Genomic DNA, 21,288 nt, shown 5'->3' with positions numbered 1-21,288 from the left:
GATCCGCACCCGTGGCGACATCGGGCGCAATCTCGAGCACATCGCGCAGCTGTTCGCGGCGGCGTCGTGGCTGTCGAGCCTCGACCACGTCACCGGCCGGTCTACCCGAAGAACCTCTACGCCGAGCGCGCCCCGTACACCCACGCGGAGTTCCGCGAGCAGGTCATCGAGCGCCAGATCGAGCTCATGGTCTCCCGCGGGGTGTGGGTGGACCCCGGGAAGCAACGCTGAGCCGGGCCCGTGGCGTGCGTTCTCAGGGTCGCTTCAGGGACACCGGGCTAGCGTCCCGGCCGTGCCCACAGCGCTGATCACAGGGGCGAGCACCGGCCTCGGTGCCGCGTTCGCCCGGCGCCTCGGCGCGGAGGGCCATGATCTCGTTCTGGTCGCCCGGAACCGGGACCGCCTGGAGGCCGCGGCGGCCGGGCACCGCGCGGCGTTCGGGGTGAGGGTCGAGGTGCTGGCCGCCGATCTCGCCGATCCGGCCGCGCGGGCGCGGGTCGAGCGGCGGTTGACCGACCCGGACCTGTCCCCGGTCGACGTGCTGGTGAACAACGCCGCGGTCGAGACCTGCACCGAGTTCGCCCAGGCCCGCCTGGGAGAGCTGCAGACCGAGATCGCGGTCAACGTGACCGCCGTGCTGAGCCTGACCCACGCCGCGGTCCCCGGCATGATCGGCCGCGGCCGCGGCGCGGTGATCAACGTGGCCAGCTTCGCGGGGTACCTTCCCCCGCGCGGCTCGGCGTACGCGGCGAGCAAGGCGTGGGTGCTGGCGTTCACCGACACCGTCGCGGCGTCGCTGACCGGCACCGGGGTGGCCGCCCTCGCGTTGTGCCCCGGGCGCGTGCGCACGGACAAGCACGTGCGCACGGGGCGGCCGGTCGGCAGGGAGGGCTCGCCGCTCTGGCAGGACCCCGACGAGGTGGTCGACGCCTGCCTCGCCGATCTGCGGCGCGGCCGGTCGCTGAGCACCCCGGGCTGGGTCTACGCGTCGGTCGTCGGCGTGCTCGAGCTGCCGCGCCGGTCGCTGCGCGCGCTGGCCCGGCTGGCCGGACGTGGCCGGACGTCGCGGCCGCCTGCGGTCAGCGTGGCACGCCGCTGAGCCGGCGTGCCACGGCGGGCGCGAGCACCGCCGCCGCGCAGGCCAGCTGCACCAGGATGTAGGCCAGCGCGACCGGGGTCAGAACCGTGCCGACGGGCCCCCGGTGGACCGGCAGCACCATCACCGGCACGAGCACCAGCATCGAGCTGACCAGCTGCAACCGGGCGTAGCTCATGGCCCGGCCCACGGCCTGCCGGATGCCCAGTTCGTGAAGCACCACGAGCCGGAAGGCCAGCCCGATCAACAGCAGGCGCAGCACGCCGGTGGCCTCGGCATAGGCCGGACCGAAGATCGACAGAATCGGGCCGGCCACCAGCACACCGATGGCGAGGGCGGGCAGGAACAGGCCGAACATCCGGCGCCCCGCTGCGGCCCCCAGGGCGCTCGCGCGGTCCGGCTCGCGCGCGATCTGCGCGGACAGCGAGCTGGTGAAGAAGGTGGCGGCGGTGTCGACCACGATGATCGCCTGCCAGGCGATGAAGAACGCGGCGCCGGGCTCGGGTCCGAAGCGCAGCGTGACCAGCAGCGGGACCTGGTTGAACAGCAGCGCGACGCCGATGTGCGCGACCGCGGTCGGGCCGATGAACCCGACGACCTCCGCACGGCTGGGCAGGGCGCCCGCGGTCGCGCGGCGCGACACCCGCACGACCTGCACGGCGATCACCGCGGCACCGGCCACCGCCCACAGCGCGATCGGCGCCAGCCAGGACAGCACCACACCGGTCGCGCCGAGTCCCGCCGTCCCGAGCGCGAGGACCAGCCCGACGCGCACCACCGCGAACCCGGCGTTGCGGATCGGGGTCCACCAGGCGCGGCCGATCCCGACCAGGACGAAGTCCTGCAGCACGAACAGGCACCAGCCCACCGCGGCCAGCCCGAACACGACGGCCCCCAGCAGCGAGGTACCCGCCGCCGGTGCCCGGCCCAGCGCGATCTCGCCCAGAGCCGGGGTGAACGTGGCGTAGCCCAGGCCGGCGACGACGCTCAGGGGCACCAGCACGGCGAGCGTGCGGGCGAGCAGCACACCGGAGTGCCGGCCGGCCGCGGGCAGCCAGCGCAGCAACCCGACGCCCACGTGTAGTTGTGCGCAGCTGGCGACCAGGATGAACGCCGAGACGAACGCCGACGCGCGGCCCACGTCGGCCAGCGGCATCACCCGGGCGACGATCAGCCAGCTCACGAACCCGGCCAGCGAGCCGATGACCGACGACAGCGCCAGCGCCAGCCCGTCGCCGCGGCCGGTGGCGGCGGGCTCGGCACTCGGTGGTGACTCGACCCGGATGGTGTCGCGATCCACGCTCACGCCGGGATCATCGCATCCGGCGATACCGCTCCCGTTCGACCGGCGCCATTCCCGCATTCGCCGGCAGCCGGTCGAATTAGGCGTTTTGTCGCAGTCTATTTGCCGTTCACGTAGCCGTGTTGTGGACGCCTTTTCTGCGATGGTCCACCGCTGCCTGTCGAGTGTTCCGATAACCTTCCGTGCCGCTGGTGGTAACCGTCGCCGAACAGGGGGAACACGATGGGCACGCCGCGCTACGACTTCGTCATCGTGGGCGGTGGATCGGCCGGGTGCGTGCTTGCGAACCGGCTGAGCGCCGATCCGGCGAACCGTGTCCTCGTCCTCGAGGCCGGGCGGCCGGACCACATCTGGGACGTGCTCGTCCACATGCCGGCCGCGTTGGCGTTCCCGATGGACAACGCGCTCTACGACCATCGCTACGTCACCGAGCCCGAGCCTCACCTGCACGGCAGGCGGATCAAGTTGCCGGCCGGGAAGCTGCTCGGGGGTACCAGCAGCATCAACGGAATGATCTTCCAGCGGGGCAACCCGATGGACTACGAGCGCTGGGCTGCGGGTCCCGGCATGCAGGACTGGGACTACGCCCACTGCCTGCCGTACTTCCGGCGATTGGAGGCCGCCCCCGGGGGGTCGGCGGGCTTCCGCGGGACCGACGGCCCGGTCCAGCTGGACCGGGGGCGGGCGGCGAACCCGCTGTTCCGGGCGTTCCTCGAGGCGGCCCGGCAGGCCGGCTATCCCACCACCGACGACGTCAACGGGTACCGGCAGGAGGGCTTCGGCACCTTCGACCGCAACATCCGCCGCGGCCGCCGGATGTCCGCGGCGCGCGCCTACCTGCACCCCGTGCGGCACCGGCGCAACCTCGAGGTGCAGTCCGGGGCGACCGTCAGCCGGGTCGTCTTCGAGGGCACCCGCGCGGTGGGCGTGGAGTACGCGCCCCGGCGCGGGCGGGCCCGGCTCGTGCGGGCCGGTGAGGTGATCCTGAGCAGCGGAGCCGTCAAGACCCCGCACATCCTGCAGGTCTCCGGCGTCGGTGACGCCGACCGACTCAGTTCGCTCGGCGTGCCGGTCGTGGCGCATCTGCCCGGGGTGGGGGAGAACCTGCAGGACCACCTCGAGGTCACGATCCAGCACAGTTGCACCCAGCCGGTGTCGCTCGGCCCGACCGCGGAGTTGCGCAACGGGCCGTGGATCGGCTTCCAGTGGCTGTTCCTGCGTTCCGGGCCCGGCGTCACGAACCATTTCGAGGCGGGTGGGTTCGTCCGCAGCAACGACGAGGTGGCCTACCCGAATCTCATGTTCCAATTCCTCCCGATCGCGGTGCGCAGCTATCCCAGCTCGCCGGTCGACCGGCACGGATATCAGGCCCATGTCGGCCCCGTCGGATCCGACTCGCGTGGTTCGGTGCGCATCGTTTCCGCCAACCCTGCGCAGCGTCCGGCCATTCGGTTCAACTACCTGTCGACCGAAAGGGACCGGCGGGAATGGGTCGAGGCGATCCGGGTCGGCCGCGACATCCTCGGGCAGCCGGCCTTCGCCCCGTTCGACGGCGGTGAGGCGGCGCCGGGGCCCGGGGTCCGCACCGACGAGCAGGTCCTGGACTGGGTCGCGGACCACGCCGTCTCGGCGATGCACTACTGCGGCAGCGCCCCGATGGGCGTCGGCGAACAGGCCGTGGTCGACCCGGCGACGATGCGGGTGCACGGCGTCGAGGGCCTGCGCGTGGTCGACGCCTCGGTCATGCCCGCCATCACCAACGCGAACACGTGCGCGCCGGTGCTGATGATCGCCGAGAAGTCCGCGGACCTCATCCTCGGCAACACCCTGCTGCCGCCCGCGGGCGTCGAGTTCCACCGCCACCGGGTCCCCGGCCCGATCGACGTCGCCGGCTAGTGCTGCGTGGGGCGGCCGGCGCGGTCGCGGCGGCCCTTCCCGCCTGAGTCGTCGCTCCGTGGCCGGAGGGGGCCAGCCGGAGGATGGCGCGGTGGTGCAGGACCCCGAACGCTGATCACAGCCCGGACCTGAGGCCCGGCCGTCGTGCACCACCTGAGTGCGCGGAGCGCCGGGCCCACCGCGTGCACGGTCTCACTCCTCGCCGAGGGTCTCCTGGGCGATCGCGGACGCCGAGATGGCGGCCGGGAAGCCGCCGTAGAACGCGAGATGGGTGATGAGCGCGGCGAGCTCGTCGCGGGTCACCCCGTTGGCCCGGGCCCGTTGCAGGTGGGCCGGCAGCTGCTCGGGCCGGTGGAGGACGACGAGCGCCGCCACGGTCGCGATGCTGCGGTCGCGCGGGCTCAGGGTCGGGTCCGCCCACACCGTGTCGAACAGTGGGCTGTCGACCAGGTCGCTGAGCTGCGGGGTGAAAGCGCGCGCCGCGTCGCGCGGTGAGACGTGCTCGGTCATGTCGTCGCCTTTCGTGACCGGGGTGCTAGCGGGAATGTTCGTACCGGACCCGCGGAGCCGGCGCCCGCCGGCGCGCGGGACCCGGGGAGCGCCCTCCGCCCGACAGGTCAGCGGGAATCGCGGCTGGTCGCGCCGTCAGGCCGAAGAAGTCGGGTCTGCCCCGCGACCAGGCTTGCCGCGATGAACACCCCGAGCAGCGGCAGCGGCCCAGAGCGGCCGGACGTCCAGACCCCGGTCGCGGTCCGGCCGGACGTCCGGGTGCGCCGCGTCCACGACCCCACGGACCCCCATGACGGCACCCGGGTTCTGATCGACCGCCTGTGGCCGCGGGGGCCGCGCAGGCACCGGGCCGCGATCGACGAGTGGTGCCCGGAGGCCGCCCCGTCCACGCAGCTGCGCCGCTGGTACGGCCACGGCCCGGACCGGTTCGACGAGTTCGCCCGCCGCTACCGGTTCGCGCTGCAGGACCCGCTCCGGTCCGCGAGGCTGCACCATCTGCAGGAGGTGGCGGCGCGCGGCCCGCTGACCCTGCTCACCGCGACCCGGCGTCCTGAGATCAGTGCGGCGGCGGGGCTCGCGGACGTGATCCGGGAGTCGGCGCCGGTCCCGTCGACCAGCGCGCGGGGATGAGGAGAGGCGCCAATGCGAGCTGCGGTCTACGACCACACCGGCCCGGCCCGGGAGGTGCTGCGGGTGGTGGACATCGAGCGTCCGGAACCGGGGCCCGGTGAGGTCCGGGTGCGGGTGCACGTCTCGGGGGTGAACCCGACCGACGTCAAGGCGCGCAGCGGTCAGGTGCCGCGCCCGATCGACGAGTTCCAGATCCCGCACCAGGACGGCGCCGGCGAGATCGACGCGGTGGGGGAGGGCGTCGACGAGAAGCGTGTCGGCCAGCGGGTGTGGGTCTGGTTCGCCGCGGCCGGCCGACGCTGGGGTACCGCGGCGGAGTGGACCGTCGTCCCGGACGACCAGGCGGTGCTCCTGCCCCCGACCGCGTCCGATGAGCTCGGCGCCATGCTCGGGGTGCCGGCGATGACGGCGCACCGCTGCCTGTGGGTGGACGAGCCGCCCGACGGGCAGACCGTGCTCGTCGCGGGCGGTGCCGGCGCGGTCGGGCACTTCGCCGTCGAGCTGGCGAAGTGGACGGGGGCCCGCGTCGTGGCCACGGCGGGCGGACCGGACCAGATCGCGCGGGCCCGTGCGGCCGGCGCCGACCCCGTCGTCGACTACCGCGCACCGGACGTGCTCGAGCAGATCCAGGCGTTCGCGCCGCTCGTCGACCGGGTCGTCGAGGTCGCACTGAGCGCGAACCTGCAGCTGGACCTCGCCCTGTCCGGCCCGAACACCCGGATCGTCACGTACTCGTCGCCGGAGCCGGAGGTCACCATCCGGGTCCGCGACTGCATGAACCACAACGTGGACATGCGGTTCGTGCTGCTGTACGGGGTGCCGCGCCCGGCGCTGCGGGCGGCGGTCCGCACGATCACCGTCGCGCTGACCGAGCTGGTGCTCACCGAGCTGCCGGTGCACCGGTTCACCCTCGACCAGATCGCGGAGGCGCACGAGGCCGTGGAGAAGGGGATCAGCGGCAAGGTGCTCGTCTACCTGCAATGAGGAGTTCACATGGCCGGCAACGGGATCGAACGGGTGGGCTTCATCGGCCTCGGCGCCATGGGCCGGCGGATGGCCGCAACGCTGCGGCGCGCGGGCTTCGAGTTGACCGTGTGGAACCGGACCCGATCGGTGGCCGAAGCCTTCGCCACGCAACACGGGGCCCTCGTCGCGGACACGCCCGCCCAGCTCGGGGCCCGGGTCGACGCCGTGGTCACCATGGTCACCGACGGCGACGCGGTGGCCGCCGTGCTCACCGGCCCGGACGGGGTGGCCGCGGGCGCCCCGCTCGGGCTGCTGTGCGTGGACTGCTCGACGATCGGACCCACCGCCGCGCGGCGCATCGCCGGTGTGCTCGCGCAGCAGGAGATCGCCTTCGTCGACGCCCCCGTCTCGGGTTCGCTGCCCGGCGCCGAGGCGGGCACGCTGACGATCATGGTCGGCGGCCGCGACGAGGACGTGCAGCGCGCCCGGCCGCTGCTGGACGCCATGGGCGAGCTGATCGTGCACGTCGGGGACCTCGGCCAGGGCCAGATGGTGAAGGTCATCTCGAACGCGATGGCCGTGGCCAACGTGGTGGCCGTCGGCGAGTCGCTGCTGCTGGCCAAGCGCGCCGGGGTCGACCTCGACGCCTTCCAGCGGGTCGTGCCCGGCACGTCCGGTGCCTCCCGGATGCTGGATCAGAAGGCCACCCCGATGCGCACGCACGACTACACCCCGATGTTCACGCTCGAGTTGATGCTCAAGGACGTGCGGCTGTGCCTGGAGGAGGCGCAGGCCAACGGCATCCCCTACGGCAGCGCCGCCCTGGGGCGGCAGTGGCTGGCGGCCGGCAAGGGCCGCGGTCTCGGCGAGCTGGACTACGCCGCCGTCATCGAGCCCCTCGAGGGCGCCGCGGGCGAACGCCTCTAGCGCGCGGCGCGCGACACCCACACTCTGACCCGTTCGGGACGCTGGAGCCGCCGACCCGGTGACGACGGGGCCGGACGCGGCAGCGGGGCCGTGGGAACGGAGGCAGCGGGTGCGCGCAGCGGTGGTGGACGAGCGGTCGGCCCCCTTCACGGTGGAGGACGTGCAGTTGGAGCGCCCGCGCCCGAACGAGGTGCGGGTGCGGATGGTGGCCACCGGCATCTGCCACACCGACCTCGCGGTGCGGGACCGGTTCCTGCCCACCCCGATGCCGATCGTGCTGGGCCACGAGGGCGCCGGGGTGATCGAGGAGGTCGGCTCGGACGTCCGTTCGGTGCGCCCCGGCGACCACGTCGTGCTCGGCTACGCCTTCTGCGGGGAGTGCCCGAGCTGCACGGCCGGCAAGCCGGCGTACTGCGTGCACCGCGGAGTGCTCCGATACGGCGGCACCAGGCCCGACGGTTCGCACACCCTGCGCCGCGCCGGCGGCGAGCTCTACGGCAGCTTCTTCGGGCAGTCCTCGTTCGCCGAGTACGCGCTGGCCGACGAGCGGTTCGTCGTGCCGGTGCCGGGCGACGCGCCACTGGAATACCTCGGCCCCCTGGGCTGCAGCGTGCAGACCGGGGTCGGCAGCGTGCTGGCGGCACTGCGCCCGGACCCGGGCGCGAGCCTGGCCGTGTTCGGGACCGGGCCGGTCGGGATGAGCGCGGTGCTCGGCGCCGGCCTGGCCGGCTGTGACCCGATCATCGCGGTGGATCTGCGTCCCGGGCGGTTGCAGCTGGCCCGCGAGCTCGGCGCCACGCACACGGTGAACCCGACCGAGGACGATCCCGTCATCGCGATCCGGGACCTGACCGGCGGCGGGGCGGCGTTCAGCGTCGAGACCACGGCGGTGCCCACGGTGCTGCGGGCCGCCGTCGACAGCCTGGGCATCCGGGGTCGGTGCGGCACGGTCGGGGTGGCACCCGCCGGGGCCGAGGCGAGCTTCGAGATGAACACCCTGCTGTTCGGCCGGTCGGTGCAGGGCATCCTGCTCGGCGACCGGGTACCGCGGGAGTTCGTCCCGGAGCTGGTCGACCTGCACCTGGCCGGGAAGCTGCCGTTCGACCGGTTCTGCCGGTTCTACGAGCTGGATCGGATCAACGAGGCCGTCGCCGCCACCGAGGGTGACGGAGAGGTGCTCAAGCCGCTCGTCACGTTCGGCAGGACCTGATCACCAGCGGATGCGCGTCCGCGCATCCCGGCACCGTCGAGGTCGCGGTGCTGCCGCCGGTGGACACCTCGGGCCGGCGGCCCGGGACCGTGGACGAGCACGTCGAGCAGGTCCGCGAGCAGTTCGTCCCGACGCTCGCGCACCGGCCGGGAGTCCACGCAGGACGAGCGCGTGCCGAGCCGGCTGCCGCCCCGCTGACCCGGGGCGCCCCATCCACCGGCTCGGCGCGACGCCCGGCGGGTCAGCCGCGGGGCCCCGCCCCGGCGCGCTCCCGGTTCTGCGCGCCCTCCGTGTGCTCCTGCCCCCCGGTGCCGGCCCGGTCCTCGCGGCGTTGCGCATTCTGCGCGCGCACGTCCTCGACGGCGAACCGCTCGGCGATGATCGACGCCGCACCGATCGCGAGTGCCACCGGCCACTCGATGATCTCGATGGCGGCCAGCGCGGCGAGCCCGCCGAGCCAGAGCAGCCGCTTGGGGTCGAGGTTGCGTGGTATCAGCAGCGGCAGGCGGCGTTCGCCCGCGGGGCGGCCGTCGCCGCCGGGGCGCTCCTCCCCGGCCTCGGCCGGGGCTTCAGCGACCGGGACCTCGGCCGGGGCTTCGGCGACCTTGGCCTCGGCGGGGGCCTCCTCGGTCGTACGGCGTGTCGTCTCGGTCCTCGTCGCCGCAGGGCGTGATCGGGGCGGCATGGCCGGTCTCCTTCCGTTGTCCGAACAGGTCGCGGCGGTTACCCGGGCCGCGGCCGGCCGCCACCATCGTCGTCCGGCCGTCACCCCCGCACCAGGTGCAGACGGCGGGCCAGCTCAAGTTGTTGTGCGACGCGCTCGGCCTCCTCGGCATCCTTCTGCTCGTCCTCCAGCGTGAAGACGGCCTCGTCGTCGCCCCCGACCGGCTTCGCGGCGCCTTCCAGGAACTGCCCGACAGCGCGGACGACGATCGGCAGTGCGTGGTGGGTCAGCAGCTTGATGAACGGCACCGCGGCGATGAACACCCCCAGCGGGGGTTCGACCAGTCCGGCAGTCACGGCGACCCAGACGCCGGTGTAGTAGCCGAGCGAGCGGGGCACGTCGACGGAGACCGGGCCGATGCAGACCTTGAGCACGCTGTCGGTGGCCATGCCGGCTCCTCCCAGGGGTGCACAGGCGAGTCAACCGGGAGCGGGGCCGACTGCAACCGACCTGCCAGTGCGAGGCCGCGCCCCGCGGCTCACGCTCACAGGCCCACGCCGGGCGGCGCCGCCGCGTCGAGCATGGGGTCATGGCGGCGTACACCACCCGCGACCGGCTCAAGAAGGCCCTGATCGACGCCGACTATCCGGCGACGAAGGAACAGCTCATCGAGACCGCGCTGCGCAACGGCGCCGACGAGATGACGCTCAAGGCGCTGCGGTCGATCCCGCCGGTGGACTACCACAGCTTCACCGAGGTGGAGGCCTCGGTCGAGATCCGCGATGACGACCCGGAGCTCGACGCGGCACTCAAGGCGGAACGCCGCAGGATGCACACCCACCCCGGGCTCAGCGAACGGACGAAGGATGTGCCTGCCCCCAACCCGATCGTCGAGGAGCTGGGGGAGAACCGGGGGAGCTGATCTCCCGCCGCGCATCCCCGCCCGGCGGCGGGGCGCCGCCCACGCCGCCGAACAGGGCCAGTGGCTGCGTGGTGCGGGTCTTCCGTCCCGTGCGCCGGATGTCGTCCGGTGCCGAGGATCGACGGGCAACCGCCGAGGAGGCGATGATGACATCCGGGGGCGACCCGGGCAGACGCCTGGGGTGGCCGTCCTGCACGGTCCGGGGCCGTCCGGTCTCGTATCTGTCTGCAGGCGACGGGCCACCACTGCTGTTCCTGCACGGCTGGGGCCTCAGCCACGCCTCCTACCGGGGCACCCTGCGCCGGCTGGTCGATCACGGGATGCGCGTGCTCGCTCCGGCGCTGCCCGGTTTCGGGGGGACCCCGGACCTGCCCGCGGACGAGCTGAGCCTGGCCGGGTACGCGCGATGGACCGGCGACTTCCTCGACGCGGTCGGCGTCGCCGAACCGGTGACGCTGGTCGGGCACTCCTTCGGCGGCGGCGTCGCGATCCGCATCGCGCACGACGGGCCCCACCGGGTCTCCCGGCTGGTGCTGGTGAACAGCATCGGCGGGTCGGCCTGGACCGACGGGACGGGCGTGCTCCGGGCGATGCGCGAGCGCCCGATGTGGGACTGGGGCCTGCACCTGCGTGCCGACGTGTTGCCGCTGCGCCGGCTGACCCGGGTACTCCCGGTGATCATGGACGACGCGGTCGGCAATCTGCTGCGCAATCCGCTGGCGATCTGGCGGGTCGCGAATCTGGCCCGCACCGCGGACCTGCGCGCCGAGCTCGAGGTGCTCAAACGGCGCCGGCTGCCGGTCGTCGTGATCTGGGGCCGCCGGGACCGGGTGATCCCGGCGGCGTCCATGGCGGCCCTGTCCGCGGCGCTCGGCGATCCGGGTGTGGTGACCGTGGACGGCAACCACAGCTGGCTGCTCAGCGACCCGCGCGCGTTCGTCGAGGTGATCACCAACGTGCTGCAGCCGGGCGTCGCGGACCCCGGTGAGGACGCCGGCCCGGCGACGGGCTGCTCCGCCTGAGCCGATCGACCCCGGCTCAGTCCGGAGCCGGCGCTGTCGCCAGCTCACCGCGCAGGTGCATGGTCGCGGCCACCAACGCGCCGCTGGGCCGGATCGCCAGCGGCCGCGGGCCGCGCAGCCGCCGGGCCGCCTCGGGCAGCCGGCGCAGATCGGCCTCGAACCGCTCCCGGGCGGCGGCCGGCTGCTCCGCCGGCGCCACCTGGATGCCGCCGACCATGACCGGCTCCAGCAACGCCCGGTACCCGTGCGGCGGGCGTTGCCGGCGCAGGCCGAGGACGTCGTCCTGCCCGGGGCCGCCCCGGAAGACCTGCTTGGCCTCGGGCGCGGTGGCCTTGCCGGGGGACAGCCTCATCACCGGCCGACCGGCGTACTCGACGAGCGTGTAGGCGGTGTCCAGCGCCTCGGCGTCGGCGCTCGTGCCCGGTGCCGTGCCGATGCCGTACGCGTCGATCGGGGCCCCCGTGCGGGCGAGCCGGGCGACGGCGTGCTCGTCGAGCCCGCCGCTGACCACGATCCGGGCCTCCGGCAACCCCGCACCGTCGAGCAGTGTGCGGACCCGGCGGGCCAGCGGGCCCAGGTCGCCGGAACCGAACCGGACCCCGATCGGGCCGCGCAGGGCCAGCTCACGGGCGACGTCGATCGCGGTGAACACCCCGCCCACCGTGTCGTAGGTGTCGACGACGAACACCACCCGGTCCGGGAAGTCCTCGGCGAAAGCGCGGAAGGCCGAGCGCTCGTCGGGGAAGGCCAGGACGTAGGAGTGCGACATCGTGCCGACAGCGGGCAGCCCGTAGCGCTGCGCGGCGGCGACGTCGCCGGTGCCCGCGAACCCGGTGACGGCACGCGCCCGGGCGGTGGCCATCGCGGCGTCCCGGCCGTGGCCGTGCCGGGCGCCGAGGTCCAGGCAGTCCGCATCGCCGGCGGCGATCCGGCAGCGGGCCGCCCTGGTGGCCACCGCGGTGGCGAAGGTGACCGTGTCGAGCAGGCGGGTCCCGACCAACTGGGCCTGGGCGATCGGCGCGTCGATCTCCAGCAGCGGCACTCCCGCCGGCACGATCCGGCCCTCCGGCACGGCCCTCACGTCACCGCTGAAGGTGAGCCCGGCCAGCGCCCGCGCCGCCCGCGCGGGCAGGCCGAGCTCCGTGCGCAGGTAGGGCCGCTCGTCGGCGTCGACGGCGAATCCGGAGAGGAACTCCAGGCACCCGTCCAGCCCGGCGGCGACCAGGAATCCGTGATCGGCCGGCATGGCCCGCGCGAACAGGCTGAACGTGGCGGTTCCGGTCATCCCCCGGCGCAGGTAGCTGGCTGCCATCTGCAGCTCGGAGAGATCGGTGTGCAGCGGGGTCATGGCGGTCCGTCGCGTCCGCGCGTCGCCGCGGTCACGGCCGGCCCGCCTTGGCCCGGCCCGCTGCAGCAGCCGGCCGCCGCCGGCACAGCGCCCGGGCGACCTCCAGCGCGACCGGGACACCGCCGCGCGGCAGCCCCAGCACGACGACGTCCTCCCCGCGCAGGTGCGTCAACCGCGCGGCCGGCCGCCGGCCGGCGTCGATGCGGTCGTCGAACAGCATCGCAGCACTGTCGCGGGAGTCGGTCCGGCCGGACCAGGGGCGAGGGTCCCGCGGCGGGTGGATCGTCCGGCCGGTCTGTCGTCACTGCGGCTTCAGTCCGCTTCGGACAGCGCCGGGCGGGCCGGACCGGTGCCCCGGGGCTGGTCACGGCGGGTGCGGCCACCGGCCGGGCCGGGCGGTCGCCTCGGTCTGGCGGGCCGAGAAGGACCGGGCGCGTTCGTCACGGCGGGTCGGCGCCACGACGTCGTCGGATCCACAAAGGTCGTCCTCGGTGTCGGTGACCCCAGCACCTTCAGCGGGGCATGGAGGAACGTCATGGCCGACTTTTTGACCGATGTGAAGGTTCTCCGCGACCGGGCCCGGGCCGAGATCGGCAAGGGTCCGGTGACCAGCGCGTACGGTGCCGATCTGGACCGGGTGCTCGGCGTGTTGCAGGAGGCCCTGGCCACCGAGATCGTGTGCGTGCTGCGCTACAAGCAGCACCATTATGCGGCGAAGGGGCTCGACGCCGAGCCGGTGGCGAAGGAGTTCGCCGAGCACGCCGCCGAGGAGCAGGAGCACGCCGACAAGTTGGCGGCCCGGATCGACCAGTTGGGCGGCGTCCCGGACATGAACCCGGACACGTTGACCGGGCGCGCGCACTCCCAGTACACGACCGCTGAGCAGTTGATCGACATGATCAAGGAGAACCTCGTCGCGGAGCGTGTGGCGATCTCGTCCTACACCGAGATCATCAAGTGGCTCGGGGACGGGGACGTCACCACTCGGAGGCTCTTCGAAGAGATCCTCGCGGTCGAGGAGGAGCACGCCGACGACATGATCAGCTTTCTGGAACGGATGACGTAGGAAGCCGGCGGCCGCTCGTCGGTGGCCGTCGGGAGAGCGGAGTCGCTCTGACATCCGCGGTGAGGCGCAGCCATGACAAATGCGGCAGTCGATGCCGATGTGCGCGATTACGACGTCGGCGTCTTCCGGCAATTGAACGACTTCCAGATAGCGAGAGGCCATCTCGAGGATGGCCGCGATTACGTCACCGAACTCGGGGACGTCATCTGTCATTACGGAATGCATGAGCTCGTCGGGGTGACGTTGCTGCACAAGCATTTCGAGATCGCCGACGACGAGCTGGTCGTCCGGGAGTTCGTCGACAACGTCTCCTACATGAAGCCCTGGCGGATCGACGCGCTGCCGCGGCTGCTGCCCTACCTGTGGAAGGTCGAGATCGACGACGGCCGGGCCGGCTACTTCCCGCTCGAGTTCGTCGAGTACCCCGCGCAGATCCGGCCCGAGGCCGAGCGCGACCTGCAGCGGTTGCGCGCCTCGTCGGCCTTCCTGGCCGCGTTCGCCAACAAGCTGGACGAACTGGGGCTGCGCGAGGTCTTCGGCCTCGCGCACCTGCGTTCCCGCGACGGCCTGGTCATCGGCGAGGGGGAGACGCTGCTGGAGACCACCGACGAGGAGCGGCGCATCCTCACCCTCCGCCCCGCGCGCGGGTCCGAGGTCGAGGGGCTCGACACCACCCAGACCCTGTGGATCTACCGGCCGGCGATGTCGCGGATCGGCGCGAGCATCACCGGTGCCGTATGCGGCCTGCATTGTGCCGCACATTGCTTTGTGCACTGCACCGCCCACTACTAATGAGTCGGCTCCGGCCGGCGAACCCTACATCGTTGAGGAGGATCGGGAATGACTCAAGGCGGACGGGGACGAGGGCGTACGCGGACCTCGGCGGGTGAGCAACAACCGCAGCAGGAACAGACCACCGGCGGCGGTGAATCCACCGAGCTGCGCGACTTCAAGACACGGGCACGGGCACTTCCCGAGGACGAGCGCGCTGAGGCCTTCCAGAGCGACGAGTTCCGCCAGTTGATCGCCCAGGCGGCGGTCCCGGCCGTCGTGGCGGAGGCCGAGTGCGCGTCCCACTGTTTCTCGCACTGCGGCAGCCACTGCTTCGGGCACGGCTGACCCCTTCGGCACGAGTGTCGGGGCCCGGTGCGCGTCCGCCGGGCCCCGACGCCGTCCCGCTGCCCGGGGCGCGGCTCACGCGCCCGCGATCGTCCCCGGGCTCCCGTCGGCGCGGACCACCGGCAACCCGGCGTTCGCCCACGCGGTCATCCCCCCGGCGAGGTTGCGCACGCCGAAGCCGGCGGCCAGCAGCCTGGCCGCCGCTTTCGCCCCCCGGTGCCCCGTCCGGCACGTCGTGACGATCAGCCGGTCCCGGGGCAGCGCGTCCGGGTCGAGTTGCTCCAGCGGCATGTTCACCGCCCCCGGGGCGTGCCCGGCGGCGAACTCGTCGGGCTCGCGCACGTCGACGAGGAGCGCGCCGTCATGGATCAGCCGGGTGGCCTCGGCCGGGTCGACCTGGGGGACGTCGGCGGTCTCGACACCACCGCCGGTGCTCGTCTCGGTATTCATGACGGCTCGGGTACCCACCACGGCCCGCGCATTGCGCAGCGGTCACCGCTTGCGGCGCAGGGCCGCGAGCCGGGCGACGGTCTCACGCTCCTCGGGGCCGAACCACGGCGGGGACCCGGCCTCGACGTTCTCGATCACTCGCCCCGGGTGCGAGGTGGCCGGGATGGCCACATGGCAGCGCGGATCGCTGAGCACCCACTTGAGCAGCACCTGCGCCCAGGTGCGTACACCGAACGGCTGCAGGAACGCGATCGCCTCGTCGCCGGGGTCGGCGGCCAGCAGTTCGCCCTCGCCGAACGGGCGCATCACGATGACGCCGAGACCCTGATCCGCGGCGAGCGGCAGGATCCGCTGCTCCACCTCCCGTTCGAACGGGTTGTAGGGGATCTGCACGGCCTGGATCCGGCCGGTCCTGATCACGGTCTCCAACTCGGGGAAGGCGGTGGCCGACCAGTGCGTCGCGCCGATCAGGTCGATCTGCCCGCCGTCGCGGGCCGCCTCCAGGGTCGGCAGGTGGTCCCGCCAGGCCACCAGGTTGTGGATCTGCATGACCTCGACCCGGCCTCCGAAGTACGCCAGCGCCCGCTTGAGCTGCTGGCGGCCCTCCTCCCTGGAGTCGGTCCAGATCTTGTCGGCCACCACCACCTCCGGGCGCCGGTCGCCCAGCGCCTCGGCCAGCAACTCCTCGGCGCGGCCGTACATGGGCGAGGAGTCGTAGAGCCGCACCCCGGCGGCCAGCGCCGTGGTGATCACCTCGACGTGGCCGCCGGTGCGCGCCGCGTCCTCGAGCCGCCGCCAGGTCCCCAGCCCCACGACCGGGACCTCCTGCTCCCACGTGCCCAATCGTCGCCGTTCCACCGGGGCAGGATCCCACCCCCGCGCGCCCTCAAACCCGCCCCGCAGACGGCGTTGTGCAGACCTGACGGTCCCTGGGGTACCGGCGTGGGCGCGCTGTGCAGACATGACGCGGTCAGTGCGGCTAAGCGATCACTTAGGAACGCGTTGTCAGGGACTGTGGCGCCCGTCATCATCGACGGCCACCGCGCGCGACGCGGCGCGTCCGGAGGGCGTGCGCTCGTGCTCCGAGCAGGATCGGAGACTTCGTGAACGGACGGGAACTGGCACTCGAGGAGCGGCTCGTCCCGGGCGACCTGATCGCGACGCTCGCCGAACGGACGCCTGTGGTGGGCCCCAACCCGACCGACTGGCCGGGACTGACCTTCTACAGGTTCCACGGGCCGACGGCCCCGCAGTGGGACGACGTCGGATCGCTGTCGCTGGCCGTCGTCGCGCAGGGCCGCAAGGCCGTCACGGTGAACGGGGTCCGCCACGTCTACGACCCGTTCAACTACCTCGTGCTCAACCGCGGCCTCCGGTTCACCGCGGAGATCCTCGCCGGGAGCGTGGAGAAACCCTACCTGTCGTTCGTGCTGCAGATCGACCCGGCGATGGTGCGCCGGATCTGCGCGGACATGATGGAACGGGCGGCCACGACGTTCCACCGTCCGGTGCCGCGCGCGACACCGGACGCCTACGTCTCGCCCCTGGACCAGGACCTGCTCGGCGCGGCGCTGCGCTTCGTCAGGTCGGTCGTGAACGGCTCCGACCGTCGGGTCCTCGCGCCCATCTACCTGCAGGAGATCGTCTACCGCATCCTGCAGTCCGAGCAGTGCGACCGGCTCGTCGACGCGGCGGCGGAGGAGAGCGGCAAGAACCCCGTCTCCGACGTCATCAACTACGTGACCGAACGGATCTCCGAGCCGCTCACCATCGCCGACCTGGCCGAGCACGTGTGCATGAGCCCGTCGACGTTCGCGCACCTGTTCCGTGACGTCACCGGGATGTCGCCCTACCAGTTCGTCAAGCGGCTGCGCCTGGACCGGGCCCGGGGACTGCTCGTCGACGGTTCGCGCAACGTCAGCGAGGTCGCCAAGAGCGTCGGGTACGCGAGCCTGTCGTCGTTCATCACGGAGTTCAAGCGGCACTTCGGGGTCACCCCGCGGGCCTACGCCGAGGCCCAGCGCGGCGGCGTCGCGTTGCGCGTCGACAGGGCGACCGCGCCGGTGTAGCCGCCGGCCGATGCGCGTCCGCGCCGCGCCCGGGCACCCACGCCCGGGCGCGTCGTGCTGCCCGCACACCGGTTGTGCCGTCCTCGCCAAGATCGCAGGAATGCGCAGATTCTCCGCAGGAATGGGGCTAACCCGCAGGTCCAGGCCTCCTTACTGTTTCCGATCACACCGCCGGACACCGTTGGCCCAGCCCCGGGAGTGCCCATGCCGCGACTGCTGTTCCTCGTCTCCAGTGCCCGCGAGATGACCCTCGCCGACGGCTCGCCCTACGAAACCGGTTACTTCGCCGAGGAGGCCGCCACGCCGTACCGGCGGTTCACCGAGGCCGGCCTGGACGTCGTGGTGGCGACCCCGGACGGGCGCCCGCCGCACGCCGACCCCTACGGCCTGGAGCCGATCTTCCACATCCCCGACGAGGACGAGGACTTCCTCGGCTCGATCACCCGCACCTTCGCCCCCGACGTCGACGACATCCGGCTGACGCTGCACCAGTTCACCGCGCTGGATCTCGCGGCGGCCCGCCGGATCGTCCTGGCGATGCGCGAGGCCGGAACGCCCACCGAGGAGGCGCGCGACCTCGTCACGGAGGCCGCGCACGCCGCGTGGCGCCAGGACCGCAACCTCGGCGACGTGCTTGTCGAGGACGGCCTGGCGGGTCCGCTGTCCCGGGAAGGCGTGGACCGGGCCGTGCAGGAGTACCGCGCCGCGTCCCGGCAGATCTCCGACGGCCTCGCCGCCGAGCTCGCCGCGATCCCCGGGTTCCGCGAGCCTCGGGACCTCTCGGCGATGACCGACGCCGAGGTCGCCGAGTTCGACGCGGTGTTCGTCCCCGGCGGGCACGGGCCCATGGTCGATCTCGCGGACAACCCCGGCGTGCGGCGGGTGCTGCAGACCCTGCAGGGGAAGCACTCCACCATCGCGATGCTCTGCCACGGCCCGGCCGCGCTGCTGGCCGGCGGCGGCCGCGACGACGGCCAGTGGCTGTTCGAGGGCTACCGGCTGACCTGTTTCACCGACGAGGAGGAGGACCAGACCCGCGTCGGCAAGCTCGGCATGCCCTGGTACCTCGACACCGCACTGAAGAACGCCGGCGCGATCTTCGACGACGCGCCCGCGGCCTGGGTGTCACACGTCGTCGTCGACCGCAACCTCATCACCGGGCAGAACCCCGGATCCTCCGACGCCGTCGCCGACGCCGTCCTCAAGTCGCTCGCGGTCCTGTGAGACCGCGTCAGCTGATCCGCCGGCTGCTGGGCCGCCGGCCGACCCCCGAGGAGCGCAGCCCGATGACCAGCCCCGACGGGCCCCCCAACACCGATCCGCGCAGCGTCGTCACGGCTTTCTTCCGGTCCCTCGCCGACCGCGATCTCGACGGCGCGTTCGCGCTGCTCGCGCCCGACGCCGAGGTCGAGGTGCTCCCGGCGGCCGGGCAGATCTCGATGGACCCGGCCTCGGCCGGACGGGCGTACTTCGCCGCCACCGTGAGCGCGTTCCCCGACCTGCTGCTCACCGTGCACCGCACGGTCGTGGTGGGCGACGGCGGCGACGGCGCTGTGCTGACCGAGCTCTCGCTCGAAGGCACCCAGGCCGCCGACTACCTCGGCGCACTCAACCAGGAGAAGCACCTGGACCTGCGGCAGGCGTGGCTGCTCCAGGTCGACGGCGGGCTCATCCGCAGCGTGCGGGGCTTCTGGGACGAGAACCAGCTGTTCCGCCGCCTGGCCGTGAAGCGGCTCGACCGGATCGCGATCGTCTGAGGGGACAGGACATGACACTCACCAGCCCACCGCGCACCGCGGCCCGGACGGTGGAGGCGTTCCTCGACGCCTACCGCCGCCAGCAGGTCGACGAGATGGTCGAGCTCTGCACCGACAACGCCGACTTCTCCTACGTGCCGATCGAGATCTGGGGCCGCCAGCGCGTGGTCCGCGGCGACGGCAAGGTCGCCACGATCGGCAAGACGCTCTGGACCGGGCTGATCAACGCCTTCCCGGATCTGACCAACACCGTGCACTCGGTGCGCGCCAACGCCTCCGGCGACGTTGTCGTCGAGGTGACCATCGGCGGCACCCAGGCGGGCGCCTGGGCCAACATGGCCGCCCGCGGCGGCTCGTTCGCCGAACCGCACCTGTTCGTCTTCCGGGTCACCGACGACGGGCTCATCGACTCCGTCACCGCGTACTGGAACAACGCCAGCATCAGCCGCCAGCTCGGCCACCTCGAAGTGGACTAGGGAGGCCCCAGTGACCCTGTTGAAGCGCGAGGAATACCAGCACCTCGTCCGTGACGTCGACTGGACCTTCACCTACGTCGACGACGAGGCCGTGTTCCCGGAGTGGCACTGCGGGACCGGCAAGGTGCCCCGCGAGGCGTGGCTGAACTGGGAGGAGGACTACAAGGTCTGCTACCCCGAGTACGTCGCGACCCAGCGGGAGAAGGAGGGCTCGGCGTACGCGGTCAAGGCCGCGCTGCAGCGATCCCGGGCCTGGGAGACGCTGTCGGAGGGCTGGAAGTCCTCGACGAAGATGCACTTCGGCGGGGTCACCCTCGTCGAGTACGAGGCGGTGCTCGCCGAGCTGAAGATGGCCCGGTTCGGGCTCAACGGCGCCTGGCGGAACATGGCGGCCTTCGGCGCGCTGGACGAGATCCGGCACTGCCAGATCACGCTGTTCTTCGGCCACGAGTTCGTGGGCAAGGACGCGCAGTACGACTGGACGCAGAAGATGTTCCACACCAATGACTGGGTGGCCATCTCGCTGCGCAACCTGTTCGACGGGATGATGGTCACCCCGAACGTGGTGGACCTGGCGATCCAGGTGCCGCTGACCTTCGAGACCGGCTTCACGAACCTGCAGTTCGTGGCGCTGTCGGCCGACGCGCTGGAGTCCGGCGACGTCAACTTCGCCAACATGATCAGCTCGATCCAGACCGACGAGGCCCGGCACGCCCAGCAGGGCGGCCCGACCCTGGAGATCCTGGTCGAGCACGACCCGATCCGCGCCCAGTGGGTCATCGACAAGGCGTTCTGGGGTTCCGCCCGCGCCTTCGCGGCGCTGACCGGGCCGGCGATGGACTACTACACCCCCCTGGAGCACCGGAAGCAGTCCTACCGGGAGTTCATGGAGGAGTGGATCGTCGACCAGTTCATCCGGACGATCGAGGACTACGGCCTGCGCAGGCCCTGGTTCTGGGACGAGTTCATGAAGGGCCTCGACACCTGGCACCACTCCCTGCACATGGGTCTGTGGTACTGGCGGCCGACGCTGTGGTGGAAGCCGACCGCCGGTGTCACCCGCGACGAGCGGGACTGGCTGCGCGAGAAGTACCCGAACTGGGAGACCGTGTACGGGGACAAGTGGGACGTCATCATCGACAACGTCAACTCTCAGAACATGGAGGCGACGCTCCCGGAGACGCTGCCGTGGCTGTGCAGCATGTGTCACCTGCCGTGCTGCACCCCGACCCTGGGCTATGACGGCAAGTGGCGGGTCCGGGACCACCCGCTGACCCACAACGGCGTCACCTACCACTTCTGCACGGCCGGCTGCCGGCAGATCTGGTGGAAGGACCGCGACAACCTCAACCACCCGACCGTCATCGACCGGTTCCTCGCCGGCGAGATCCAGCCCATGGACGTCGGCGGCATCCTCGGCTACATGGGGCTCACCCCCGACGTCATGGGCGAGGACCCCGACTACTCATGGGCGGCGGAGTACAAGGATCGGCTGGCCGTGCCGCGCGTCCCGGTGGCGGGTGCCTGATGACCACCACCGAGAACACCGAGACCACCGAGAACACCGAGACCACCGAGAACACCGAGGCCCCGGCCGAACCGCAGCTCGTCCCGATCAATGCGATCTTCGCCGAGGACTTCGTGCAGATCCTCGTCGCGGTGACCACGGCGAACACGATCGTCGAGGTCGCCGAGGCGGTGGCCCACCACGCCGAGGGTAAGCGCGTCCCGCGCCGGGACGCCGCGAAGGTCGTGTTCCACAACGGAAAGCGGCTCCGTCCGGATCTCACCGTGGCCCAGGCGGGAATCAACCCGCTCGACCACGTCCGCGTCGAGTACGACATCTGAGGGGGAGGA

At 72.4% G+C, this 21,288-nt stretch carries 26 protein-coding genes; 18 read left to right on the top strand and 8 right to left on the bottom strand.

All coding sequences use genetic code 11. The features are described 5' to 3' along the window. Positions 1-66 precede the first annotated feature (66 nt). Both HF526_RS35160 and HF526_RS06820 read left to right on the top strand, forming a co-directional pair. Complete coding sequence (locus tag HF526_RS35160; protein WP_239028393.1) at positions 67-231, top strand: hypothetical protein; 165 nt, start codon at positions 67-69, stop codon at positions 229-231. Between the two features lie 61 nt (positions 232-292). Continuing rightward, on the top strand, positions 293-1,099 hold the full coding sequence (locus HF526_RS06820) for an SDR family NAD(P)-dependent oxidoreductase (RefSeq protein WP_338051338.1): 807 nt from the start codon (positions 293-295) through the stop codon (positions 1,097-1,099). Here HF526_RS06820 and HF526_RS06815 read toward each other — a convergent pair. Further along, the gene (locus tag HF526_RS06815; RefSeq protein ID WP_169380412.1) at positions 1,080-2,402 is read right to left on the bottom strand and encodes a lipopolysaccharide biosynthesis protein; all 1,323 of its coding nucleotides are present in this window, start codon (positions 2,400-2,402) and stop codon (positions 1,080-1,082) included. The genes HF526_RS06820 and HF526_RS06815 overlap by 20 nt on opposite strands. Before the next feature lie 219 nt (positions 2,403-2,621). On the opposite strand from HF526_RS06815, the gene betA reads away from it, so the two are divergent. Beyond that, positions 2,622-4,295: a choline dehydrogenase gene (gene betA, locus HF526_RS06810; RefSeq protein WP_169380411.1), complete on the top strand. Its 1,674-nt coding sequence runs from the start codon at positions 2,622-2,624 to the stop codon at positions 4,293-4,295. A gap of 192 nt (positions 4,296-4,487) precedes the next feature. On the opposite strand, the gene HF526_RS06805 is transcribed toward betA, so the two are convergent. Next, the gene (locus HF526_RS06805; RefSeq protein ID WP_169380410.1) at positions 4,488-4,805 is read right to left on the bottom strand and encodes a carboxymuconolactone decarboxylase family protein; all 318 of its coding nucleotides are present in this window, start codon (positions 4,803-4,805) and stop codon (positions 4,488-4,490) included. A gap of 180 nt (positions 4,806-4,985) precedes the next feature. Between HF526_RS06805 and HF526_RS06800 the strand changes: the two genes are divergently transcribed. The 4 genes from HF526_RS06800 to HF526_RS06785 all read left to right on the top strand — a co-directional run bounded on the left by HF526_RS06800 (position 4,986) and on the right by HF526_RS06785 (position 8,538). Further along, on the top strand, positions 4,986-5,435 hold the full coding sequence (locus HF526_RS06800; protein ID WP_169380409.1) for a DUF488 domain-containing protein: 450 nt from the start codon (positions 4,986-4,988) through the stop codon (positions 5,433-5,435). 12 nt (positions 5,436-5,447) lie between these two features. Continuing rightward, on the top strand, positions 5,448-6,419 hold the full coding sequence (locus tag HF526_RS06795) for an NADPH:quinone reductase (protein ID WP_169380408.1): 972 nt from the start codon (positions 5,448-5,450) through the stop codon (positions 6,417-6,419). Between the two features lie 9 nt (positions 6,420-6,428). Beyond that, positions 6,429-7,328 carry an NAD(P)-dependent oxidoreductase gene (locus tag HF526_RS06790; RefSeq protein ID WP_169380407.1) on the top strand — a complete coding sequence of 300 codons (900 nt, stop codon included), beginning with the start codon at positions 6,429-6,431 and terminating at the stop codon, positions 7,326-7,328. A gap of 109 nt (positions 7,329-7,437) precedes the next feature. Further along, positions 7,438-8,538 carry an NAD(P)-dependent alcohol dehydrogenase gene (locus HF526_RS06785; protein WP_338051337.1) on the top strand — a complete coding sequence of 367 codons (1,101 nt, stop codon included), beginning with the start codon at positions 7,438-7,440 and terminating at the stop codon, positions 8,536-8,538. Positions 8,539-8,779: 241 nt separating this feature from the next. Here the strand turns inward: HF526_RS06785 and HF526_RS06780 are convergent, their stop codons facing one another. Together HF526_RS06780 and HF526_RS06775 are read right to left on the bottom strand one after the other, a co-directional pair. Beyond that, positions 8,780-9,223 carry a hypothetical protein gene (locus HF526_RS06780; protein ID WP_169380318.1) on the bottom strand — a complete coding sequence of 148 codons (444 nt, stop codon included), beginning with the start codon at positions 9,221-9,223 and terminating at the stop codon, positions 8,780-8,782. Between the two features lie 80 nt (positions 9,224-9,303). Then, positions 9,304-9,651, bottom strand: coding sequence for a hypothetical protein (locus HF526_RS06775; protein ID WP_169380405.1), 348 nt, complete (start codon positions 9,649-9,651; stop codon positions 9,304-9,306). 140 nt (positions 9,652-9,791) lie between these two features. Here HF526_RS06775 and HF526_RS06770 point away from each other — a divergent pair, with 140 nt between their 5' ends. Both HF526_RS06770 and HF526_RS06765 read left to right on the top strand, forming a co-directional pair. Continuing rightward, a complete protein-coding gene (locus HF526_RS06770) occupies positions 9,792-10,124 on the top strand; it encodes a DUF2795 domain-containing protein (RefSeq protein WP_169380404.1) in 333 nt (110 codons plus the stop codon). Between the two features lie 146 nt (positions 10,125-10,270). Next, the gene (locus tag HF526_RS06765) at positions 10,271-11,146 is read left to right on the top strand and encodes an alpha/beta fold hydrolase (protein WP_169380403.1); all 876 of its coding nucleotides are present in this window, start codon (positions 10,271-10,273) and stop codon (positions 11,144-11,146) included. A gap of 16 nt (positions 11,147-11,162) precedes the next feature. Here HF526_RS06765 and HF526_RS06760 read toward each other — a convergent pair whose 3' ends face one another. Together HF526_RS06760 and HF526_RS06755 are read right to left on the bottom strand one after the other, a co-directional pair. Continuing rightward, the gene (locus HF526_RS06760) at positions 11,163-12,494 is read right to left on the bottom strand and encodes a nicotinate phosphoribosyltransferase (RefSeq protein ID WP_169380402.1); all 1,332 of its coding nucleotides are present in this window, start codon (positions 12,492-12,494) and stop codon (positions 11,163-11,165) included. A 31-nt stretch (positions 12,495-12,525) separates the two neighbouring features. Continuing rightward, the gene (locus HF526_RS06755) at positions 12,526-12,714 is read right to left on the bottom strand and encodes a hypothetical protein (RefSeq protein WP_239028392.1); all 189 of its coding nucleotides are present in this window, start codon (positions 12,712-12,714) and stop codon (positions 12,526-12,528) included. Positions 12,715-13,029: 315 nt separating this feature from the next. Between HF526_RS06755 and HF526_RS06750 the strand changes: the two genes are divergently transcribed. The 3 genes from HF526_RS06750 (at position 13,030) to HF526_RS06740 (ending at position 14,679) form a co-directional block, all read left to right on the top strand. Continuing rightward, the gene (locus HF526_RS06750) at positions 13,030-13,560 is read left to right on the top strand and encodes a ferritin-like domain-containing protein (protein ID WP_169380401.1); all 531 of its coding nucleotides are present in this window, start codon (positions 13,030-13,032) and stop codon (positions 13,558-13,560) included. Between the two features lie 72 nt (positions 13,561-13,632). Beyond that, positions 13,633-14,352: a hypothetical protein gene (locus tag HF526_RS06745; protein WP_169380400.1), complete on the top strand. Its 720-nt coding sequence runs from the start codon at positions 13,633-13,635 to the stop codon at positions 14,350-14,352. A 48-nt stretch (positions 14,353-14,400) separates the two neighbouring features. Next, entirely contained in the window at positions 14,401-14,679 is a 279-nt protein-coding gene (locus HF526_RS06740) for a hypothetical protein (RefSeq protein WP_169380399.1), read from the top strand. 75 nt (positions 14,680-14,754) lie between these two features. Here the strand turns inward: HF526_RS06740 and HF526_RS06735 are convergent, their stop codons facing one another. Both HF526_RS06735 and HF526_RS06730 read right to left on the bottom strand, forming a co-directional pair. Further along, complete coding sequence (locus HF526_RS06735) at positions 14,755-15,129, bottom strand: rhodanese-like domain-containing protein (protein WP_169380398.1); 375 nt, start codon at positions 15,127-15,129, stop codon at positions 14,755-14,757. 42 nt (positions 15,130-15,171) lie between these two features. Then, positions 15,172-15,987, bottom strand: coding sequence for an aldo/keto reductase (locus HF526_RS06730; protein WP_169380397.1), 816 nt, complete (start codon positions 15,985-15,987; stop codon positions 15,172-15,174). 245 nt (positions 15,988-16,232) lie between these two features. Between HF526_RS06730 and HF526_RS06725 the strand changes: the two genes are divergently transcribed. The 6 genes from HF526_RS06725 to HF526_RS06700 all read left to right on the top strand — a co-directional run bounded on the left by HF526_RS06725 (position 16,233) and on the right by HF526_RS06700 (position 21,279). Then, positions 16,233-17,198 (top strand): AraC family transcriptional regulator N-terminal domain-containing protein, encoded by a 966-nt coding sequence (locus HF526_RS06725; protein ID WP_169380396.1) that lies wholly within the window; start codon positions 16,233-16,235, stop codon positions 17,196-17,198. Positions 17,199-17,402: 204 nt separating this feature from the next. Beyond that, positions 17,403-18,422, top strand: a complete 1,020-nt coding sequence (locus tag HF526_RS06720) for a DJ-1/PfpI family protein (protein ID WP_169380395.1) — start codon at positions 17,403-17,405, stop codon at positions 18,420-18,422. Positions 18,423-18,484: 62 nt separating this feature from the next. Then, positions 18,485-18,955: a nuclear transport factor 2 family protein gene (locus tag HF526_RS06715; RefSeq protein WP_169380394.1), complete on the top strand. Its 471-nt coding sequence runs from the start codon at positions 18,485-18,487 to the stop codon at positions 18,953-18,955. 11 nt (positions 18,956-18,966) lie between these two features. Then, positions 18,967-19,431, top strand: coding sequence for a nuclear transport factor 2 family protein (locus HF526_RS06710; protein ID WP_169380393.1), 465 nt, complete (start codon positions 18,967-18,969; stop codon positions 19,429-19,431). A gap of 10 nt (positions 19,432-19,441) precedes the next feature. Continuing rightward, a complete protein-coding gene (locus tag HF526_RS06705) occupies positions 19,442-20,959 on the top strand; it encodes a ferritin family protein (protein ID WP_169380392.1) in 1,518 nt (505 codons plus the stop codon). Continuing rightward, entirely contained in the window at positions 20,959-21,279 is a 321-nt protein-coding gene (locus HF526_RS06700; RefSeq protein WP_169380391.1) for a toluene-4-monooxygenase system B family protein, read from the top strand. Before HF526_RS06705 ends, HF526_RS06700 begins: the two co-directional genes overlap by 1 nt. The last annotated feature ends 9 nt before the right edge of the window (positions 21,280-21,288 follow it).

Origin of the sequence: Pseudonocardia acidicola, from assembly GCF_012911935.1 — a bacterium.
GTDB classification, from domain to species: Bacteria; Actinomycetota; Actinomycetes; order Mycobacteriales; family Pseudonocardiaceae; genus Pseudonocardia; species Pseudonocardia acidicola.
The sequence above is the reverse complement of the archived record's forward strand: the minus strand, read 5'-3'. Positions and strand labels throughout refer to the sequence as shown.

Excerpts from the sequence above, each read along its gene's own strand:
- HF526_RS06790 (WP_169380407.1), top strand. The coding sequence starts at position 6,429 with ATGGCCGGCAACGGGATCGAACGGGTGGGCTTCATCGGCCTCGGCGCC.
- HF526_RS06780 (WP_169380318.1), bottom strand. The coding sequence starts at position 9,223 with ATGCCGCCCCGATCACGCCCTGCGGCGACGAGGACCGAGACGACACGC.
- HF526_RS06735 (WP_169380398.1), bottom strand. The coding sequence starts at position 15,129 with ATGAATACCGAGACGAGCACCGGCGGTGGTGTCGAGACCGCCGACGTC.
- HF526_RS06775 (WP_169380405.1), bottom strand. The coding sequence starts at position 9,651 with ATGGCCACCGACAGCGTGCTCAAGGTCTGCATCGGCCCGGTCTCCGTC.
- HF526_RS06760 (WP_169380402.1), bottom strand. The coding sequence starts at position 12,494 with ATGACCCCGCTGCACACCGATCTCTCCGAGCTGCAGATGGCAGCCAGC.
- HF526_RS06715 (WP_169380394.1), top strand. The coding sequence starts at position 18,485 with ATGACCAGCCCCGACGGGCCCCCCAACACCGATCCGCGCAGCGTCGTC.
- HF526_RS06700 (WP_169380391.1), top strand. The coding sequence starts at position 20,959 with ATGACCACCACCGAGAACACCGAGACCACCGAGAACACCGAGACCACC.
- HF526_RS06795 (WP_169380408.1), top strand. The coding sequence starts at position 5,448 with ATGCGAGCTGCGGTCTACGACCACACCGGCCCGGCCCGGGAGGTGCTG.
- HF526_RS06710 (WP_169380393.1), top strand. The coding sequence starts at position 18,967 with ATGACACTCACCAGCCCACCGCGCACCGCGGCCCGGACGGTGGAGGCG.
- HF526_RS06740 (WP_169380399.1), top strand. The coding sequence starts at position 14,401 with ATGACTCAAGGCGGACGGGGACGAGGGCGTACGCGGACCTCGGCGGGT.
- HF526_RS06745 (WP_169380400.1), top strand. The coding sequence starts at position 13,633 with ATGACAAATGCGGCAGTCGATGCCGATGTGCGCGATTACGACGTCGGC.
- HF526_RS06805 (WP_169380410.1), bottom strand. The coding sequence starts at position 4,805 with ATGACCGAGCACGTCTCACCGCGCGACGCGGCGCGCGCTTTCACCCCG.
- HF526_RS06765 (WP_169380403.1), top strand. The coding sequence starts at position 10,271 with ATGACATCCGGGGGCGACCCGGGCAGACGCCTGGGGTGGCCGTCCTGC.
- betA (WP_169380411.1), top strand. The coding sequence starts at position 2,622 with ATGGGCACGCCGCGCTACGACTTCGTCATCGTGGGCGGTGGATCGGCC.
- HF526_RS06750 (WP_169380401.1), top strand. The coding sequence starts at position 13,030 with ATGGCCGACTTTTTGACCGATGTGAAGGTTCTCCGCGACCGGGCCCGG.
- HF526_RS06800 (WP_169380409.1), top strand. The coding sequence starts at position 4,986 with ATGAACACCCCGAGCAGCGGCAGCGGCCCAGAGCGGCCGGACGTCCAG.
- HF526_RS06755 (WP_239028392.1), bottom strand. The coding sequence starts at position 12,714 with ATGCTGTTCGACGACCGCATCGACGCCGGCCGGCGGCCGGCCGCGCGG.
- HF526_RS06720 (WP_169380395.1), top strand. The coding sequence starts at position 17,403 with ATGCCGCGACTGCTGTTCCTCGTCTCCAGTGCCCGCGAGATGACCCTC.
- HF526_RS06770 (WP_169380404.1), top strand. The coding sequence starts at position 9,792 with ATGGCGGCGTACACCACCCGCGACCGGCTCAAGAAGGCCCTGATCGAC.